The organism is Thermococcus sp., from assembly GCF_027011145.1.
Lineage (GTDB): Archaea > Methanobacteriota_B > Thermococci > Thermococcales > Thermococcaceae > Thermococcus.
Map to the genome: position 1 here is coordinate 22610 of NZ_JALVAO010000015.1, position 15920 is coordinate 38529.

The following is a 15920-nucleotide window of genomic DNA, read 5'->3' on the forward strand; positions in this document are numbered from 1 at the left end:
TTCTCACCTCTTGAGGTGGTACCACTCAACCTCTCTATCGAACTTGCCACTCTCTATTATCGCCTTCATGTTGTCCGCTATTGCCTTAACGTCCAGAACGGTGAAGTCCCTGCCACCAAGACCAACGATGTAATTCTTGATTATCGGCCTGGCATCGGTGTTGTAGAGAACGCCCTTGGCCTCGTTGAATAGTATTCCCTCCTGACCAAAGGAGAAGTTCCTGTCGAGGACCGCTATTCCCTTAACGCTCTCGGCTATCTCCCTGAGCTCCTCCTTCGGGAAGGGCCTGAACCAGCGAACCTTTGCGTAACCGACCTTGTAGCCCTCCTTCCTGAGCAGGTCAACGGCTTCCTTGACGGTTCCCATGAGGGAACCCATTCCCATGAACACGAAGTCAGCGTCCTCTATGTAGCCTTTTTCAATCATGTCACTGTAGTCCCTGCCAAAGCGCTCGCCGAACTCCTTGCCAACGTCTTTGATAACTTTCTTAGCTTCTTCATGCGCCTTGGCAAGCTTGTAGCGGAACTCATAGTAATCGTTGGGCGTGGCAAGTGCTCCAACCGAGAACGGTCTGCTGAAGTCAGCCAAGTCATAGAGCGGTTTCCTTGGTGGAAGGAACTCATCAACGAGCTCCTGCGGAATCATCTCGACGACGTCATAGGTGTGACTGAGGATGAACGCGCTCTCGACTACCATTATTGGGACGTTTACTGTTTCGGCAACCTTAAAGGACATAAGAACTCCGTCGTAAACTTCCTGGTTGTTTTCAGCGTAGAACTGCATCCAGCCGGTGTCCCTCTGGGCAAGCGAATCGGTCTGGTCGTCCCAGACGCTCCACGGCGGGGCCATTGCCCTGTTAACGTCAACCATAACTATCGGCAACCTCGCTCCGCTCGCCCAGTGAAGCATCTCGTGCATTAAAGCGAGACCCTGGGCGGCTGTTGCCGTAAAGGCTCTCGCACCCGCGGCAGAAGCACCTATGGTCGCGGCCATGGCCGAGTGCTCGCTCTCAACGGGAACGTACTGGATATCTGCCTCGCCGTTGGCTATGAACTCGGCTATCTTCTCAATAATGCTTGTCTGAGGAGTTATCGGATAAGCGGCAACGACCTGAACGCGGGCATGCTTAACAGCGTAAGCGGCGGCATAGTTACCGCTCACAACCTTCCTAATGGGCTTGTACTCCGCCATATCACTTCTCCTCCTTCTCCATTGTTATAGCGTTTGTCGGGCACTCGTTCGCGCAGATACCACAACCCTTACAATAGTCGTAGTCTATGCCGACGTAGCCGTCTTCCCTGATGTAAATTGCCGGCTCGGGACAGAACTTCCAGCAGATGTAGCACTTGACGCACTTGTCATCGTTTACAACGGGAATAAAAGTTCTCCAGTCGCCTGTGAAGTTGCTAAGGGTTGTTCCTAAGGTTATTGGAGCCTCAGGATACTGCTCCACGGAGGTGAACACGAGCTTTTCAGCCCGGGCTTTCTTTTCTCCAAACAAAGTGTTCAACTTTACCACCACCCCGAGCTTAAGGAAGGGAAGAGAAGATTAAAGCTCATAAACTACGGTCTTGTTGAACGCTTCCTCAGCAGCCTTGGCGTTCTTCTCGCCAAGGGTTCCTGAGAAGGTCTCCTTGATTGCTTCCTGAACGTATTTGAGGTCAACGATACCGGTGGCCTTGGCAACGGCACCGAGAATAGCGGTGTTGGTAATCGGAAGGCCGAGTATGTCGAGGGCTATGGTTGTAGCGTCAACGAGGGCAAGCTTGGCAGGCTTCTTCTTGAGCTTCTCAAGGACTTCCTCCTTGCTCTTTTCAGTGTTTACTATGACAGTTCCATTGTCCTTAAGGCCAGCGGTGACGTCAACGGTGTCAAGAAGGCTCGGGTCGAGAACGACAACAATGTCTGGCTCGTAAATCTGGGTCTTAATCCTTATCGGCTTATCGTCAATTCTGGTGAAAGCAGTAACAGGCGCTCCACGCCTCTCAACGCCAAAGAAGGGAAACGCCTGGACGTATTTGCCCTGTTTGAATGCTGCAGAGGCTAGAATGTTGGCGGCCGTAACGGCACCCTGTCCACCCCTACCGTGAAAACGTATCTCAATCATCTTCCCTGCCTCCTTTTGGTTTTTCACCCTCAGTTAGTCCGAAAGGTTTATTTAGGTTTCGGTATTGTGTTAAGGAACCCTAAACGGGATTTTCTGGGTAAAGGTGAACTTTAAATTCCCCCAATGGTTTTTTCCGCTCATCGTTTCTCGAAAACTTTTTTAATTGCCTATATAGACTATATAGCAAGTGGTGGATATGGAGGGACTTGCAATAGCTATAATCGCAGTGGCGTTCTACATAGCGTGGAACATAGGATCAAATGATTCTGCCAATGCGATGGGCACCGCTGTAGGTTCGGGAATCCTGAGTTTCAGACAGGCAACGCTGACGATAGCGATATTCGTTGTTCTGGGGGCATATTTAAAGGGCTACAAGGTCATGAAAACCGTTGGCAAGGGCATAGTGCCCGAGGGCTTCCTAACCATGAAGATGGCACTGCTGGCACTACTGGCCGCGGGAATCTGGGTGACGATAGCAACGGTCAAGGGGTTACCGGTTTCAACAACGCAGTCAATAGTCGGTGGCGTCATCGGCGTCGGTTTAGCAATGAAAGCACCTGTAAATTGGTTCACAATGGGTAAAATAGCGGCCGCATGGGTTATATCTCCAATCTTATCCGGAATTCTCGCAATGGTTCTCTACAAGTTTTATTCAAAGGTAATCTCTGGCATAAAAAGTGTCTCAACTATTGAAGCACTCTACAAGGCCCTTGCAATACTCGGGGGTTCTTACATGGCCTTCAACTTCGGAACCAATGAAGTCGCAAACGCTTCCGGTCCGATAGTTGGAGCGGGCTTTATGGAACCAAAGACAGCGGGCGTTCTCGTGGCAATAAGCCTCGCGATAGGCTCGCTAACCTTCAGCTACGCCGTCATGCACACAGTCGGCAAGAAGATAACGGCCCTCGGGCCTATTTCTGCCTTCGCGGCACAGTTTGGCTCGGCGATATCGGTAAGTCTGGCCAACTTCCTCGGACTTCCGGTAAGTTCAAGCCAGTCCATAGTCGGTGGCGTCGTCGGGGTGGGCCTTTTAATGGGACAGGGAGTCGAGAAGAAAGTGGTCAGGGACATACTGTTCGGCTGGGTCGCAACGCCCTTAACCGCCATAGGGATTTCCTTCCTTCTGGTCAAGCTTTTCAGTTTTGCAGGGATGCTTTAACTCACAGCCTCTCTATTTTTACACCCATTTTTGTCAGTTCCTTCAGCATTCCAGTCTGGACGTAGGCCCGAATCCTCGTAACGTCCCCATAATCAACCGATAGAACCTCGCCAACAGAGCTCAGGAGGGCCATCACGGATGGGACTTTCGCAGGGTTTTCAATGACGACCTCAAAGGCTCCGTATTTTGGAAGCCTGAGGATTGTCCTCTCAAGGATTTCATAGAGTTCATCGAGTTTTCTCTCCTTTGCAGAGACCCGGGCAACGCCCTCTATTGAGAGCCCAACCCTCTCGCTGAGCTCCTTCAAAAGCCTCGCCTTTTCCTCGGCGTCGTCCCGTTCAATCAAATCCACCTTGTTGAGAACCACGATTATTGGTTTGTCGAGAGCCTTGAGCTCCCTCAAAACGTCCACTGAGGCCCTGAACTTCCGTGCTATCTCGCGCCACGGTTCGCTTGAGTCAAGAACGAGGAGAACTATGTCCGCCTTGACAATCTCCTCCAGCGTTGAATGGAAGGCCTCAACTATGAAGGGTGGAAGCCCGTCTATGAAACCCACGGTGTCCGTGACGAGAACCCTCTTTCCCGAGAGCTTGAAGCGCCTCGTTGTTGTGTCAAGGGTGGTGAACATCTGGTTTCTGGCCTCAACGTTTTCTCCGGCCAAAGCATTGAGGAGCGTTGATTTGCCGGCGTTTGTATAGCCGGCCAGAGACACGAGGATAAAGCCGAACTCCTCCCTCTTCTTTCTCCGCACTTCACGCTCGGCCTTAACCTTCTCAAGCTCTTTCCGTATCTTCCCCATTCTGTAGCGGATGTGCTTGAGGTACTGCTGGGTCTGATACTCACCCATTCCCTTGAAACCGGCCCTGTCGCCGAGCTTGATTCTCCTTATCGCTTCCTTCACGAGGGGAATCTCGTACTGGAGAGAAGCTAACTCGACCTGAAGCTTGGCCTCCTTTGAGTGCGCCCTCTTTTCGAAAATCTCGAGGACGAGTTGCCACCTGTCCATTACCTCTACCCTGAGCTCCTTCCAGAGGTTGTAGGCCTGACTAGGGGTTAAGCGGTTGGCGAAGATAACCCTGTCGGGCTTGAGCTCCCTGACGAGCTCCTTAAGTTCCTCCAGCTTTCCCCTTCCGATGTTGTAGCGCGGATGCTCCTCCCTGTTCTGTTCAAGGATTGAGAGAACCTCGTAACCGGCACTCCTGAGGAGCTCCTCGAACTCCGCTTTGCTTAACCTATCCCTCCGCGAGTACCTTATGACGCCGATAGCTTTCATCGTTGGCCCATGGAGATGGTACCTTAATAACCCTTTGGGCTAAGCTTAAATCCTAACACGCCGTAATACATATGGGGAAAGCTATGCTGGGTTTGACGCTTCTTGCCGTACTGAAAGGTGGCGATATAATAATCGACAAAGGGGGTATCAGAAAAGACCTACTTGCCTGGCACCTAAAAGATGTTAAGGCCCTTGCAGAGCAGTACGACAAGGCCTTTAGGATACTCCTTGAGCTCCTGAGGGATGAAAATCCCCACGTAAGGACAAACGTTATTCAAGTTCTAGTCGATATGCTCTCCGAGGGAAAACTTGAAGGAGAGAGAAAAAAGCTCGCCCTAGAAGGTGTGCTCGAGCTTGTGAAGGACGACGATGAGAGAGTAGCGCTAAAGGCCCTCGAATTCATAAACGCCCTCCTCGAAACAGGCGGACTAAGCGATGAAGAATATGATAGGGTAACAGACGCTCTAAAGGACGTCGTCAAGTCTGGAGTACCCATACTGGGCGAATACGCGGCCGAAGGACTTGGAAAACTCGGTGCAAAGGTTGTAAAGATAGCCTACAAGATAATTCACTGGCTGTTCTCCCTTATTGGCTCAAGCAAGAAGAGGGAAGTTCAGGGTGCCGCGATAACGGCTTTGACGGAGATGGCGATGAAAACTGAAGACAGAAAAGTTCTAAACGAAATCTTTGAGGGTGTCGCAGACCTTTTAGCTCATCCCGATCCCTACGTGGTTGAAAGGGCCCTTTACTCAATCGAGAGAATGCTCTCACGCGAGAAAGAGATAAGCACAAGGAACAAGCTGAAGGCAATAACGCGTATAAAAGAGCTGAAAGGAGACGTTAAGCTCGGCCTTAAAGCCTCTCAGGTTCTCGAGAAGCTGGAGAAAAGTGCTGTGGCCAGCGAGGAGTTCATCAGTGAAACGGAAGCCAGAAAAAAACTTGAAGTAACACAGTACAGCATAGATGACGTTGAGAGACTGTTAGATGCCGGAAAAACGGAGATAGTTGCTGAGATGGCAAAGCTTGATCCAGAGGTTATGGACAAAGTCCTAAACATGCTTGAAAGCGAGGACTACAGCAGAAGGCTCGACGCCCTCTGGATTGTGGCAAGAATTACAAGCCATCTAACACCCAGCGATGCCTATCGGATTTTGCCAGTCCTAGGAGACTTTCTGAAAAGCAAAAATCCTTGGGCAAGGGAGACAGCCGCAAGGGTTTTAGCTGACATCTACGCCCTCTATCCCGGCACCTCGAAGTTCTTCAGCAGTTTACTTGAAACGTTGCTCAAATCAGGAAAGGAAAGAGACGTTGAAGGGGCCATTGAATTAATGGCAAGGCTTTCCGACAAGATATCCTCAAGAGAAATGCTATCGGGGATGTTTAAGCTTATTTTGAAGCTCCTAGATGATAAGAAAACAAGGGGAGTTACCCTGAAGGCTATTGCAAGGGAAGCGCAGAAACTTCTCGACCTAGATACCGAGAGCCTTTTTGAACTCAAAGATAAACTAAAAGAACTGTACGGAACAGAAGGTGGTAAGTACGACGAAATAATAGCCGGACTGATAGACGTGATAGACGATATCCTCAAGATGCGCAGGCAGGGGATAGTGCCAACGAGTGGTTAAAAACTACCGGTTCAGGAAAACCTTAAGGACTTCCCTCATTCATATTGTTTCGGTGATTTCCGTGGAGTACTCGGAGGTTGAAGTCAAGCTTAAGGAGATTGAAGAACTTCTAGACAAACTTGGGAAGGAGCACCCAAAGGAGATTGCCGCTTTCTCGAGGTTCCTCCGCGAGACCCTCGACAACAAGGCACTAACAACGCGCGAGAAGGAACTAATTGCCCTGGCCCTCGGCATAGCCCAGGGCTGTGAGTGGTGCATTTACCTACACACCAAGAAGGCACTTGAAGCTGGAGCAAAGCCAGAGGAGCTCATAGAGGCAGGCCTTGTCGCGGTTCTCATGGCAGGCGGTCCTGCATTAATGCACTTAATCCCCCTTGTGAAAGCAATAGAGAAGTTCAAGAAGGAGTAATTACTCCTCTGTCAGCTTGAGTATGGCCTCCGCTATGTCCCCTTTCGTTTCTTTCAAGGCTTTGAGAGCGGTTTCCCTATCAACACCGGCCTGCTCCATGACGAGCTGAACGTCTTCCTCCGGAATCTCAAGAACCTCCCTGACCTCCTCGCTTCCCGGAACAATCTGATAGGTCTTCTCACCCTGAACCACCATGACCGTGACGACGGGGTCTTTGAGAACTATCTCCTTGCCCTCAAGCCTCAAAACTACCTCCTTAACACCCTCAAGCTCCTCCATTTTTATGCCAAGCTGTCTCATGAGCTTCTTCATCTGCCTCGGGTTCATTCCCATCATCCCTACCACCTGCTCTGGTTTGTTACCACTCTTAAAAAGGTTGGCGGAAACTTTACAACGAATGCCACTAAAATTTAATGGGGGATAAAAATGCCAATGCCCGAACCCCAACCGGAGGGAGGAGTGATAACGTCAAAGAACCTCATTTTTGGGTTTATAGCGATTGTTATCGCGATGGCCTTCGTTTACCTGTTCACTGTCTACTTTGAGCGCTATGTCGAAAGGAAGGAGAAGGAAATAGAGGAGGAGCTTAAAGAGCTCGAGGACGAGGGAGATGTCTTCTAGTCCCGAAAGGCCAGCTTGAGGAGAGGTGGGGTAACGAGGGTGCTGAGGAATATCATGAGGACTATCACGAGGTATGCATCGCTTCCAACTATGCCGGCCTTCATCGCTATCGCCAGCATGGCCAGTTCAACTCCCATCCTCGGAATCATTCCAACACCAACCCGAAGGGCTTCCCTAGCGTTCATGCCACCAATCAGTGCCCCGAGTCCACACCCTATTACCTTGCTCACTATTGCCACCAGTGCAAACAGCAGGGCAAAGAGGCCAGCACTCCTCAAATCCTTCACGGGAATGTTCATACCCACATCGACGAAGAACAGCGGAACGAAAACGGAGTGAGCTATTATTCTCGAGTGCTCGAAAATCGGCTTCCTAAACTCCGTCTCGCTGAGTGCAAGACCGAGGAGGTAGGCACCGAGTATCGAGGCGAGGTTCATGTGCTCGGCGAGGTATGCAAAGCCGAAGAGGGCCGCCATAGAGAGTGTAACGGTAGAGTCGGCAAAGCCTATTCTGACAACCTTCCTGAGGGCATAGTCAAGAACCCTCGGCATAGCGAAGACCATGACAGCTATGAAAACCCCGACCTTAACGAGGATTTCAACGAGACTGAGAACGCTAACCCCACCGGAGACGAGCGATGATATGACGACCGTTAGAACGATTATGCCGAGTATGTCATCAACTATCGCAGCAGTTAGAATAGTCGTCCCCTCCCTGCTCTTCAGCCTGTCCATTTCCATGAGGACCCTGACGGTTAGGCTAACACTCGTTGGTGTGGTGAGTGCACCGTAAAGCAGGGCCTGGTCAAAACCTTTGAAGGGATAAGTCACCGCAAAGCCCATGGCAAAGGCAATGACGACGCCAACAAAGGCCACGGAGAAACCACTCTTCCCCGCCTGCCTCAGCTCCTCCACACTGCTCTCAAGGCCCGCTAGGAAAAGGAGCATGAGAACGCCTATCATGGAGATGTCCTTCACTTCCTCCGTGGGCGGGAAGGCCAGCCCGAGCAGTATTCCCCCAACTATCTGGCCGAGAACAACCGGCTGTCCGATTCTCGAAAAGAGCCAGCCAAAGGTTTCCGCCGTGAGCAACATGAGTGCGAGGTAAAGTATCAGTTCAATCAACTTTCCTCACCGTGCGAAAACCCTAAGGAGCCTTATAACGCTCTGGGCGGAGAACGTTCCAACGACCTTTTTCCTCTCAACGACGGGGAACTGTCTTACACCGGTCTCAAGCATCATTCCCAGGGCATAGCCGAGCGTGTCATTGGGAGAAAGCGTTATTGGCCTCGGGTTCATTATCTCCCTGACCGGTCGGTCCCAGTCAAAATGAGCCTCTTTAAGGGCTTCAAGCCCAACGAGAACGTAATCTGAAGGAGGCAAGAGGAGGTTTATGATTTCGTCAACGGAGATAAAGCCCAGCAACTTTCCGGATTCGTCCGTTACAACAGCACAGGTTCTGTGTTCAAGGCCCTTTATCAGGTCCTCAATCCTGTCCTCGGGTCTTAGACGTAAGAACTTCTCCTCCATAGCCAGCCTTATGGGCATCTTGGACAGCTTTGCGATGTTGAGTTTTGGCCTTTCCTCATTCTCGCTGGTCACTGGGGACACCTCCAATCAAATTAAATCGAAGCCAGAGGTTTAAAATCTTTGAGGAAAGACAATGCATACTGAGAAAATTTTGCCAAAAACTATTTATTTTCCAAAATCTAAGTATTTACCATGCCCGTGGAAATTGCAAGGCTCGATGACAATGGAAGACTCTACCTTCCCGCCAGCATTAGAAAGAAGCTCCGCTCCAAGGAGTTCTACATCGAGGAGAGAAATGGAGAGATAATCCTCGTTCCAATAAGAAAGAAGATAGAAAAGTACTGGGGCATCTTTAAAGGGGAGGACTTAACCGCCGAGGAGATTGACAAGATAGTTGAAGAAGAAACTGAAAAGCTCTTGAGGGATGAGCTTTGAGGGTTTACGTTGACGTCAATGTTGTCTACTACATCCTAACTGCAAATGAAGAGTTCGGGATTAGAGCTAAGGAGCTTATTGAGGAGTACTACGGCAGGATGATTACCTCTGCACTCACCGTTTGGCAACTCCACATTCTCCTTCGAAGAAAAGGGAAGGGCAATAAAAAACCAGAGCTGACGGGCATACTCCCCGAGCTTGGAATAAAAATCGTCCCCCTAACTCCCGAGATTCTGTCAGAAGCCGAGAAGTGCAAGCGACTTGACTTCGATGACGCCATTCATTATGCAACGATGAAAGCTCACAGAATAGACACAATCCTATCAAACGACCGCGACTTTGACAAAATTAGTGAAATAAAAAGAACATTTTAGCCCACTTCTCAATCCGGAAAGTGCGATGTCTCCTCGTTGGCCTTCATAATCCTCTGCCTGTACTCCTCGTACTTCTTTCTGGCCTCCTCTGCCTTCTCCTTCTCGCCGAGGTACTCGTATGCCTCTGCCACGTGCTTCCACCACATCGGGTCCTTCTCGGCTTCCTTCAGGCAGTACTCGAGGAACTTCCTGTAGGCTTCCCTCGCGAGTTCTTCCATGCCAAGTTTCCTCGCTATGTTTCCAACGTCCTCCCAGAAGACGCCTTCCTCCTCGGCCTCCTTTTTGTAATACTCAAGAGCCTTTTCCCACGCTTCTCTAGCTTTTTCCTCGTTTCCGAGTTCCTCGTAGAGCTTGGCAACGTCCTCCCAGAACCAGGGCTCTTCCTCGGCGTACTTCTCGAGGGCTTTCGCCGCTTTCTCCATGTTTCCAGCTTTCTTCCAGTACTCGTGGGCCTCCTTTAGGTAGTAGGTGTCCTTCTCCTTCTCGTAAAGTTTCTCGTAGAGCTCAGCGGCCTTCTCGTATTTGCCGGCCTTCTCGTAGGCCCACGCCGCGCTCTCAAGCCATCCGAGCTTCAGGTACATCTCTGCAGCTTTAACGTAGTTCCCGGCCTTTTCGTATTTCCTCGCGGCCTGCCTGTACCTGCCCATCTTCTCAAGCTTCTCAGCCGAGCGGAAGCGGTCCGCTATGCTCAAATCGGGCTCACTTATGTACCAGATTCCAAAGGCGAAGAGGAAGATGAAGAAGGCTATTATTCCCCCAACCACCTTGAGGTTCTGCCAGGTTAAAACAAGGTACGAACCATAGCCCGCAATAGCGGTCAGAACGGCGAGGATTACTCCATACTTCCAGCTCTCAGCGTAGAGTGTCAGAGCCGTGAAAAAGAGGAGCAGGAGGGTAAACCCAACGAATCCGATTGCCAGAATCACTTGGAGGAGCTTTATCCAGCCCCACCTGTAGACTATGAACCCGGCGATAGCCAAGATTGTGATAAGGAAACCGATTAGATACGCCTTCAGCTTGTCCATTCTTTCACCCCCTCAAGTTCGAGCAGGAACCTCTTCTCTTCGATTCCAGAGCTGTAGTAGCCGATACCGTCGCTGGCCACGACCCTGTGACAGGGAACGACTATGGGATACGGGTTCCTTTTCATCGCCCCGCCGATTGCCCTTGGCGACGTCTCCAGAGCCCTGGCAAGGTTACCATAGGTTATAACGGCCCCTCTTTTAACGTTTTTCGTGAGCCATTCGTAAACTCTCCTCTCGAAGGGCGTTACCCCCTCAAAGGAAATCTCCTTCAGAGCCTCTTCGTTGTCTATGTCGCCGACCATAACTCGGTAAACCAGCTCCGTGTAGTTGCTCGGCTGGACGTCGAGGGAAAGGCTTACCCCCCTCTTCCGGAGGAACTCCGCTAGATTACTGACTCTCTCCAGCAGTTCCCCCCTCGTGAAGGCGAAGCTTATCCCCTGAATTCTCCCGTGAAAGATTACACCAACCCAGACGTTACGGCCGTTGACCCTAAACTTCTCAATGGCGAGCATTCAACATTCCTCCAGCCTTTTAACGGCCCTTCTAAGGGGCCCGATTAGGGTGTGAACTTCCCTTCCATAGAGGAAAGCCCTGCCCACAGCCTTCCTAAAGACCTTGATAAAGACCTCCCTCCTCTCCCTGTCTTTAGGATAGTTGAGGACATCCAACAACCTCGCCCAGATTTTAACCAGCTCCTCCTTTTCGCGGGCTGTGGCGGGTTCAAGGGAAAGCTCTCTCGTAGGTGTTTCCTTAGACACCTCGTAGAGGATTATTGCAACGGCCTGGGCCAGGTTCATGACTGGATAATCTTCGCTCGTTGGTATAGTAACGACCAAATCCATTGACTCCAGTTCCTCGTTCTTCAGGCCGATGCTCTCCCTCCCAAAGAAGAGCCCTACATTACCGGGATAGCTATTAAGGATTTCTCTAAGCTCCCACGGATATATGGGAGCGCGGTAGGGTATGAAGCTCCTGCCCGGCTTTCCTGTCGTTCCAACGGTTAAATCGAAGAGCTCAAGCGCTTCCTCAAAGCTCTTAAGTATGAGAGCATTTTCAAGAACGTCCCTCGCATGAACCGCGTACAGGTAACTTTCCTCCGTTACATTCGGGTTTATCAGGACTAGCCTCGAAAGGCCGAAGTTCTTCATCGTCCTTGCCACCATGCCCACGTTGGCCGGCCCTTCCGGTTCAACGAGAACGACCGAGAGCATCGGTATGCATTTAAGGTGGACTCTTTAAACGCTTGCGGTGGGAGCATGTACGGACTCGCTTACGTTCCCCTGATAATCCCGGCGATAAAAAAGAGGGCAAGGCCCTTTTCGGCCGGAGCCCTGCTCGCGTTTTCAGCGACGTATCCACTGGAAGAAAGGGTCAGATACGGCTTGGCTCTGGCTTCCCTTCTCATACTGGCACTCGGCTGGCCCTACGAGAAACAGCCCGTCAAGTTCTGGGAACGCTTTCTCAACGCGATACTCGGTGGGACCGGGCTTGCGATTGCCCTCGGCCTTTACAACCTCGGGAGATGGGAGGCAATCCTCGGGGTCGCCGTTCCATTCCTCCTAGTGAGGAACAGGGTTCTATCTTCCTTCGGCCTTTTGCCGGTATCGGCACTCTACCTCATCGGAGCTTACCGGGTTCCTGAGAACATCAAGCTGGCGCTCTTCGTTGGGGTTTACATTTACTCGCTCAACCACCTTAGAAAGCTCCTGAGGTGAGATGATGAGGATTTACGTGCTCGGAGCCGGAAGCATAGGTTCCCTTCTCGGCGGTCTTTTGGCCAGAGCTGGAAACGACGTCCTCCTTATCGGCCGGGAGGAGCAGGTAAGGGCCATAAACGAGAGAGGACTCAGGGTCACGGGCGTTGAGGAATTCACGGTCAATGTCAAAGCCTCGCTGTACGCTCCAAACGAGCCACCGGACTTGCTGATTCTCTCGACCAAATCATACTCAACGAAAAGCGCCCTTGAGTGCGCGAGAAACTGCATTGGCGATGGAACGTGGATTCTGAGCGTTCAAAACGGTCTCGGCAACGAGGAGCTGGCGATGAGGTATACCGAGAGGGTAATAGGCGGAATAACAACCAACGGGGCCATGCTTGAGGAGTGGGGTGTGGTCAGGTGGACGGGAAGGGGAATAACTGTCATTGGGAAGTACCCGACGGGGAGGGACGATTTCGTTGAAGAGGTAGCCGGGGTATTCAAGGGCGCAGGGATAGAGACCAAAGTCACGGAAAACGCAATCGGCTGGAAGTGGGCGAAGGTCATCGTTAACTCGGTCATAAACGGTCTTGGAACCGTTCTGGAAGTCAAGAACGGAACCTTGAGGGAAATCCCGGAACTTGAGGGAATCTCAGTGGAGATAGCAAGGGAAGGCTGTATTGTTGCCCAGCAACTTGGGATAGAGTTCGAGGTTCACCCCCTTGAACTGCTCTGGGACACGATAGATAGAACCAGGAACAACTACAACTCGACCTTGCAGGACATATGGCGTGGCAGGAAAACCGAGGTGGACTACATACACGGCAAAATCGTTGAGTACGCAAACGCCGTTGGCCTTGAAGCTCCGAGGAACGAACTCCTCTGGGCACTCATCAGGGCAAAGGAAAACCTAAATAGGGGTTCAGCCAATCCATAGGCGGGGTGTGGAAATGGCCATCTTCGGGGGTAAGGAAAGCAACGTGTTTGAAGCAATAGACAGGCACCTGGAAGTTGTTCACAAAACCGTTAAGACATTTGAAAAGCTAATCGAAGAGTACCTTAACGGGAACCTTGGCGAAGCGAAAAAACTCGAGGAGGAAGTAACAAAGCTCGAAAGTGAAGCAGACAAGCTGAGAAGAACTATAGAACTCATGCTCTATGAGGGAGCGTTTTTGCCGGCAAGCAGAGGTGATTACGTCAGGCTGAGCGAGCTAATAGATCAGGTTGCTGATGCCGCCGAGAGTGCTGCACACACTCTTATTCTGGCCAAGCCGATGGTTCCTAGAGAATTGAAAGAAGAAATAATGGCCCTTGTTGAGGAGGCTGTAAAAACCTACGAGAAGCTTATGGAGGCGGTAAAAGCTCTCAACGAAGATGTAGATAAGGCCTTGGAACTTGCCAAGGAGACCGAGGACATGGAGGAAAATGCCGACAGAGTAGAGTACCGGCTCAAGGCGATGGTCTTCGATAGCGAGAGCATAACAACCTATGCAAAACTGATATGGAATCAGGCCATTACAAAGATCGGTGATATTGCCGACCGCGCAGAAGACGCTTCCGACCAAGTCATGCTGATGGCGATCAAGAGGAGGGGATAAATATGAAGGTTCTCGTCGCTGCTCCACTCCATCAAAAGGCCATTGAAGTTTTGAAGCAAGCTGGTTTTGATATCATCTACGAGGAATATCCAGATGAAGATAGGCTTGTTGAACTTGTTAAGGACGTTGATGCAATAATTGTGAGGAGCAAACCGAAGGTAACGAGAAGGGTAATAGAGAACGCCCCCAAGCTCAAGGTCATCGGAAGGGCCGGCGTCGGCCTCGACAACATAGACCTCGAAGCGGCTAAAGAAAGGGGAATTAAGGTCGTCAACAGCCCAGGTGCCTCAAGCAGAAGCGTTGCCGAGCTAGTCTTCGGCCTGCTCTTTGCGGTTGCCAGAAAGATAGCCTTCGCTGACAGGAAGATGAGGGAAGGCGTCTGGGCCAAGAAGCAGTGCCTCGGCATAGAGCTTGAGGGTAAGACAATTGGAATAATAGGCTTCGGCAGAATAGGTTATCAAGTTGCGAGAATAGCCAAGGCCTTTGGAATGAACGTCCTTCTCTATGACCCTAAGCCCAATGAGGAGAGGGCAAAGGAGGTAAACGGAAGGTTCGTATCGCTTGAGGAGCTCCTGAAGGAGAGCGACGTCGTTACCCTCCACGTCCCGCTTATAGAAGCTACCTACCACCTCATAAACGAGGAGAGGCTCAGGCTTATGAAGCCAACGGCCATACTTATCAACGCAGCAAGAGGTGCGGTCGTTGACACCGATGCCCTAGTCAGAGCCCTGAATGAGGGCTGGATTTACGGAGCTGGATTGGACGTCTACGAGGAGGAGCCACTTCCGAAGGACCACCCGCTCACAAAGCTCGACAACGTTGTCCTCACTCCCCACATAGGTGCCTCAACGGAAGAGGCACAAATGCGCGCTGGAGTTCAAGTGGCGGAGCAGATTGTAAAGATTTTAAGGGGGTGAACCTCTTCTTCCCCCTTTTTAAAAAACAAACAAAGCGGTCAGGGGCCGATTAGCTCATCACGACTCAGCCACCTACCCTCACATCATCCCAGGCCAAGATACGTGCGAATCCAAAGGGGAATAAGACCTATTTTGGGGAACACGAGTTCGGCTTTAGCCTCCACAGCATAGGCAGGAACACAGCCAGATATGTAGCCATCTGGAAGGCGGACCTCGAGCAGGCCTTCGGGGGTTGGATACGGCGGGTCGGGAACCGGGTTGTTGTCCCCCCAAGTTACGAAGCACGTCTCGGGCTTTCCGTCTATTTTAACGGTGTAGATGTAGCGAACGCGATGGATTATTGGATACTCGTAGCCAGGACGCTTGTAAACCACGACGTCACCAACTTTAACCTGATTCGGGCTTGTAACCCCCTTGAGGAGCACCACGTCCCCGCGGTAAAAGACCGGCTCCATAGAACCGCTGACGACTATAACCAGTGGCGAATCCGTGTGAAGGGCCACCCTGAGGCCGGCCTGGATTCCGAATACCACCACTATGGCCACCAAAAACCAAGCTACCTCCTTCTTCCACTCCTCCATGCCAAGGCCTCCATATACGTTGCGATTCTAACAGCTATCGCACCTATAGCCGTGCACGTTTCAAGACTAACCCTCTTCCCCGTGACGTCCATATGATAGCGCGCCAACTTAAAGGTTTCCTTCGGGAGGCCGTGCCTCCCAAGCCCGATGAGGAGGAGAAAACGCTCGCCCTTGAGGGCCCTCTCGGCCAGTTCAAGGGGTGTTATTTCCTTTTCAGGAGAAGGCTTCCTTGTCGTTGCAACGGAGACTCCAAACTGCGGGGGGAACCCTTTTCTCGGAAAATCGAGCAGATGGAAGCGGTTCGTTCTGGCGAGCTCGAGGAGGTACTTTCCGCCCTCACCTATCGTCGTTGACTCACTCACCTCCTCGGCAATCTCGATTGGCTTTCCCTCAAGCGGAAACCCCACGAGGGCGAGGTGAAAACCGTAGGCGTACGCTATGGGCGCGGAGCGGGCTATGGCCCTGATGTGAGCCTCGTGGAGTTTTCTAACGTCGTAGGTGTTGTAAAGGGCCAAGGTTAGCATCGGCATGATTGGAAAAAACCTGAGAAGGTTTATAAGGGTTTGGAAA

Annotated in this window: 22 protein-coding genes; 10 read left to right on the forward strand and 12 right to left on the reverse strand. The window is 51.3% G+C overall.

Annotated elements, in window-relative coordinates; translation table 11 throughout:
• Positions 1–3: 3 nt before the first annotated feature.
• Genes porA through MVG27_RS01160 form a run of 3 tightly spaced genes read right to left on the reverse strand, consistent with a single transcriptional unit; the run spans position 4 to position 2107 of the window.
• Entirely contained in the window at positions 4–1191 is a 1188-nt protein-coding gene (gene porA, locus MVG27_RS01150; protein ID WP_297555947.1) for a pyruvate ferredoxin oxidoreductase, read from the reverse strand.
• 1 nt (position 1192) lies between these two features.
• Positions 1193–1510, reverse strand: coding sequence for a 3-methyl-2-oxobutanoate dehydrogenase subunit delta (locus MVG27_RS01155; protein ID WP_297550184.1), 318 nt, complete (start codon positions 1508–1510; stop codon positions 1193–1195).
• A 39-nt stretch (positions 1511–1549) separates the two neighbouring features.
• Positions 1550–2107 carry a pyruvate/ketoisovalerate ferredoxin oxidoreductase subunit gamma gene (locus MVG27_RS01160; RefSeq protein WP_297550146.1) on the reverse strand — a complete coding sequence of 186 codons (558 nt, stop codon included), beginning with the start codon at positions 2105–2107 and terminating at the stop codon, positions 1550–1552.
• Between the two features lie 196 nt (positions 2108–2303).
• Here MVG27_RS01160 and MVG27_RS01165 point away from each other — a divergent pair, with 196 nt between their 5' ends.
• Positions 2304–3266 carry an inorganic phosphate transporter gene (locus MVG27_RS01165; protein WP_297550185.1) on the forward strand — a complete coding sequence of 321 codons (963 nt, stop codon included), beginning with the start codon at positions 2304–2306 and terminating at the stop codon, positions 3264–3266.
• A gap of 1 nt (position 3267) precedes the next feature.
• Here MVG27_RS01165 and hflX read toward each other — a convergent pair whose 3' ends face one another.
• Positions 3268–4539: a GTPase HflX gene (gene hflX / locus MVG27_RS01170; RefSeq protein ID WP_297550149.1), complete on the reverse strand. Its 1272-nt coding sequence runs from the start codon at positions 4537–4539 to the stop codon at positions 3268–3270.
• A 71-nt stretch (positions 4540–4610) separates the two neighbouring features.
• Between hflX and MVG27_RS01175 the strand changes: the two genes are divergently transcribed.
• Together MVG27_RS01175 and MVG27_RS01180 are read left to right on the forward strand one after the other, a co-directional pair.
• Positions 4611–6164 carry a hypothetical protein gene (locus MVG27_RS01175; protein WP_297550151.1) on the forward strand — a complete coding sequence of 518 codons (1554 nt, stop codon included), beginning with the start codon at positions 4611–4613 and terminating at the stop codon, positions 6162–6164.
• Positions 6165–6225: 61 nt separating this feature from the next.
• Positions 6226–6573, forward strand: coding sequence for a carboxymuconolactone decarboxylase family protein (locus MVG27_RS01180; RefSeq protein ID WP_297550153.1), 348 nt, complete (start codon positions 6226–6228; stop codon positions 6571–6573).
• Here the strand turns inward: MVG27_RS01180 and MVG27_RS01185 are convergent, their stop codons facing one another.
• On the reverse strand, positions 6574–6909 hold the full coding sequence (locus MVG27_RS01185; RefSeq protein WP_297550186.1) for a nascent polypeptide-associated complex protein: 336 nt from the start codon (positions 6907–6909) through the stop codon (positions 6574–6576).
• Positions 6910–6999: 90 nt separating this feature from the next.
• Between MVG27_RS01185 and MVG27_RS01190 the strand changes: the two genes are divergently transcribed.
• Positions 7000–7194 (forward strand): hypothetical protein, encoded by a 195-nt coding sequence (locus tag MVG27_RS01190; RefSeq protein WP_297550155.1) that lies wholly within the window; start codon positions 7000–7002, stop codon positions 7192–7194.
• On the opposite strand, the gene MVG27_RS01195 is transcribed toward MVG27_RS01190, so the two are convergent.
• Both MVG27_RS01195 and MVG27_RS01200 read right to left on the reverse strand, forming a co-directional pair.
• Positions 7191–8315 (reverse strand): cation:proton antiporter, encoded by a 1125-nt coding sequence (locus MVG27_RS01195; protein ID WP_297550187.1) that lies wholly within the window; start codon positions 8313–8315, stop codon positions 7191–7193. The two genes, MVG27_RS01190 and MVG27_RS01195, sit on opposite strands and share 4 nt — an antisense overlap.
• Positions 8316–8324: 9 nt before the next feature.
• The gene (locus tag MVG27_RS01200; RefSeq protein ID WP_297467204.1) at positions 8325–8795 is read right to left on the reverse strand and encodes a CBS domain-containing protein; all 471 of its coding nucleotides are present in this window, start codon (positions 8793–8795) and stop codon (positions 8325–8327) included.
• A 120-nt stretch (positions 8796–8915) separates the two neighbouring features.
• Between MVG27_RS01200 and MVG27_RS01205 the strand changes: the two genes are divergently transcribed.
• Both MVG27_RS01205 and MVG27_RS01210 read left to right on the forward strand, forming a co-directional pair.
• Complete coding sequence (locus MVG27_RS01205) at positions 8916–9158, forward strand: AbrB/MazE/SpoVT family DNA-binding domain-containing protein (protein WP_297550157.1); 243 nt, start codon at positions 8916–8918, stop codon at positions 9156–9158.
• A complete protein-coding gene (locus tag MVG27_RS01210) occupies positions 9155–9532 on the forward strand; it encodes a PIN domain-containing protein (RefSeq protein ID WP_297550159.1) in 378 nt (125 codons plus the stop codon). Before MVG27_RS01205 ends, MVG27_RS01210 begins: the two co-directional genes overlap by 4 nt.
• Positions 9533–9540: 8 nt before the next feature.
• Here MVG27_RS01210 and MVG27_RS01215 read toward each other — a convergent pair whose 3' ends face one another.
• Genes MVG27_RS01215 through MVG27_RS01225 form a run of 3 tightly spaced genes read right to left on the reverse strand, consistent with a single transcriptional unit; the run spans position 9541 to position 11768 of the window.
• On the reverse strand, positions 9541–10557 hold the full coding sequence (locus tag MVG27_RS01215; RefSeq protein WP_297550161.1) for a tetratricopeptide repeat protein: 1017 nt from the start codon (positions 10555–10557) through the stop codon (positions 9541–9543).
• On the reverse strand, positions 10545–11069 hold the full coding sequence (gene otg / locus MVG27_RS01220; RefSeq protein ID WP_297550163.1) for a methylated-DNA--protein-cysteine methyltransferase: 525 nt from the start codon (positions 11067–11069) through the stop codon (positions 10545–10547). Before otg ends, MVG27_RS01215 begins: the two co-directional genes overlap by 13 nt.
• The gene (locus tag MVG27_RS01225) at positions 11070–11768 is read right to left on the reverse strand and encodes an RNA methyltransferase (protein ID WP_297550165.1); all 699 of its coding nucleotides are present in this window, start codon (positions 11766–11768) and stop codon (positions 11070–11072) included.
• A 45-nt stretch (positions 11769–11813) separates the two neighbouring features.
• On the opposite strand from MVG27_RS01225, the gene MVG27_RS01230 reads away from it, so the two are divergent.
• The 4 genes from MVG27_RS01230 to MVG27_RS01245 are packed head-to-tail and all read left to right on the forward strand — an operon-like array spanning position 11814 to position 14769.
• Positions 11814–12272: a hypothetical protein gene (locus tag MVG27_RS01230; protein WP_297550167.1), complete on the forward strand. Its 459-nt coding sequence runs from the start codon at positions 11814–11816 to the stop codon at positions 12270–12272.
• Positions 12273–12276: 4 nt separating this feature from the next.
• Positions 12277–13191 (forward strand): 2-dehydropantoate 2-reductase, encoded by a 915-nt coding sequence (locus MVG27_RS01235; protein ID WP_297550169.1) that lies wholly within the window; start codon positions 12277–12279, stop codon positions 13189–13191.
• Positions 13192–13204: 13 nt separating this feature from the next.
• On the forward strand, positions 13205–13852 hold the full coding sequence (locus tag MVG27_RS01240; RefSeq protein WP_297550176.1) for a TIGR00153 family protein: 648 nt from the start codon (positions 13205–13207) through the stop codon (positions 13850–13852).
• 2 nt (positions 13853–13854) lie between these two features.
• Positions 13855–14769, forward strand: coding sequence for a D-2-hydroxyacid dehydrogenase (locus MVG27_RS01245; RefSeq protein ID WP_297550177.1), 915 nt, complete (start codon positions 13855–13857; stop codon positions 14767–14769).
• 83 nt (positions 14770–14852) lie between these two features.
• Here MVG27_RS01245 and MVG27_RS01250 read toward each other — a convergent pair whose 3' ends face one another.
• Together MVG27_RS01250 and MVG27_RS01255 are read right to left on the reverse strand one after the other, a co-directional pair.
• On the reverse strand, positions 14853–15350 hold the full coding sequence (locus tag MVG27_RS01250; RefSeq protein ID WP_297550178.1) for a signal peptidase I: 498 nt from the start codon (positions 15348–15350) through the stop codon (positions 14853–14855).
• Positions 15326–15874, reverse strand: a complete 549-nt coding sequence (locus tag MVG27_RS01255; RefSeq protein WP_297555998.1) for a DUF531 domain-containing protein — start codon at positions 15872–15874, stop codon at positions 15326–15328. The genes MVG27_RS01250 and MVG27_RS01255 overlap by 25 nt, the downstream gene beginning before the upstream one ends.
• Between the last annotated feature and the right edge of the window lie 46 nt (positions 15875–15920).

Excerpts from the sequence above, each read along its gene's own strand:
- porA (WP_297555947.1), bottom strand. The coding sequence starts at position 1,191 with ATGGCGGAGTACAAGCCCATTAGGAAGGTTGTGAGCGGTAACTATGCC.
- MVG27_RS01160 (WP_297550146.1), bottom strand. The coding sequence starts at position 2,107 with ATGATTGAGATACGTTTTCACGGTAGGGGTGGACAGGGTGCCGTTACG.
- MVG27_RS01165 (WP_297550185.1), top strand. The coding sequence starts at position 2,304 with ATGGAGGGACTTGCAATAGCTATAATCGCAGTGGCGTTCTACATAGCG.
- hflX (WP_297550149.1), bottom strand. The coding sequence starts at position 4,539 with ATGAAAGCTATCGGCGTCATAAGGTACTCGCGGAGGGATAGGTTAAGC.
- MVG27_RS01175 (WP_297550151.1), top strand. The coding sequence starts at position 4,611 with ATGGGGAAAGCTATGCTGGGTTTGACGCTTCTTGCCGTACTGAAAGGT.
- MVG27_RS01185 (WP_297550186.1), bottom strand. The coding sequence starts at position 6,909 with ATGATGGGAATGAACCCGAGGCAGATGAAGAAGCTCATGAGACAGCTT.
- MVG27_RS01190 (WP_297550155.1), top strand. The coding sequence starts at position 7,000 with ATGCCAATGCCCGAACCCCAACCGGAGGGAGGAGTGATAACGTCAAAG.
- MVG27_RS01205 (WP_297550157.1), top strand. The coding sequence starts at position 8,916 with ATGCCCGTGGAAATTGCAAGGCTCGATGACAATGGAAGACTCTACCTT.
- MVG27_RS01215 (WP_297550161.1), bottom strand. The coding sequence starts at position 10,557 with ATGGACAAGCTGAAGGCGTATCTAATCGGTTTCCTTATCACAATCTTG.
- otg (WP_297550163.1), bottom strand. The coding sequence starts at position 11,069 with ATGCTCGCCATTGAGAAGTTTAGGGTCAACGGCCGTAACGTCTGGGTT.
- MVG27_RS01225 (WP_297550165.1), bottom strand. The coding sequence starts at position 11,768 with ATGCTCTCGGTCGTTCTCGTTGAACCGGAAGGGCCGGCCAACGTGGGC.
- MVG27_RS01230 (WP_297550167.1), top strand. The coding sequence starts at position 11,814 with ATGTACGGACTCGCTTACGTTCCCCTGATAATCCCGGCGATAAAAAAG.
- MVG27_RS01235 (WP_297550169.1), top strand. The coding sequence starts at position 12,277 with ATGAGGATTTACGTGCTCGGAGCCGGAAGCATAGGTTCCCTTCTCGGC.
- MVG27_RS01240 (WP_297550176.1), top strand. The coding sequence starts at position 13,205 with ATGGCCATCTTCGGGGGTAAGGAAAGCAACGTGTTTGAAGCAATAGAC.
- MVG27_RS01245 (WP_297550177.1), top strand. The coding sequence starts at position 13,855 with ATGAAGGTTCTCGTCGCTGCTCCACTCCATCAAAAGGCCATTGAAGTT.
- MVG27_RS01250 (WP_297550178.1), bottom strand. The coding sequence starts at position 15,350 with ATGGAGGAGTGGAAGAAGGAGGTAGCTTGGTTTTTGGTGGCCATAGTG.
- MVG27_RS01255 (WP_297555998.1), bottom strand. The coding sequence starts at position 15,874 with ATGCTAACCTTGGCCCTTTACAACACCTACGACGTTAGAAAACTCCAC.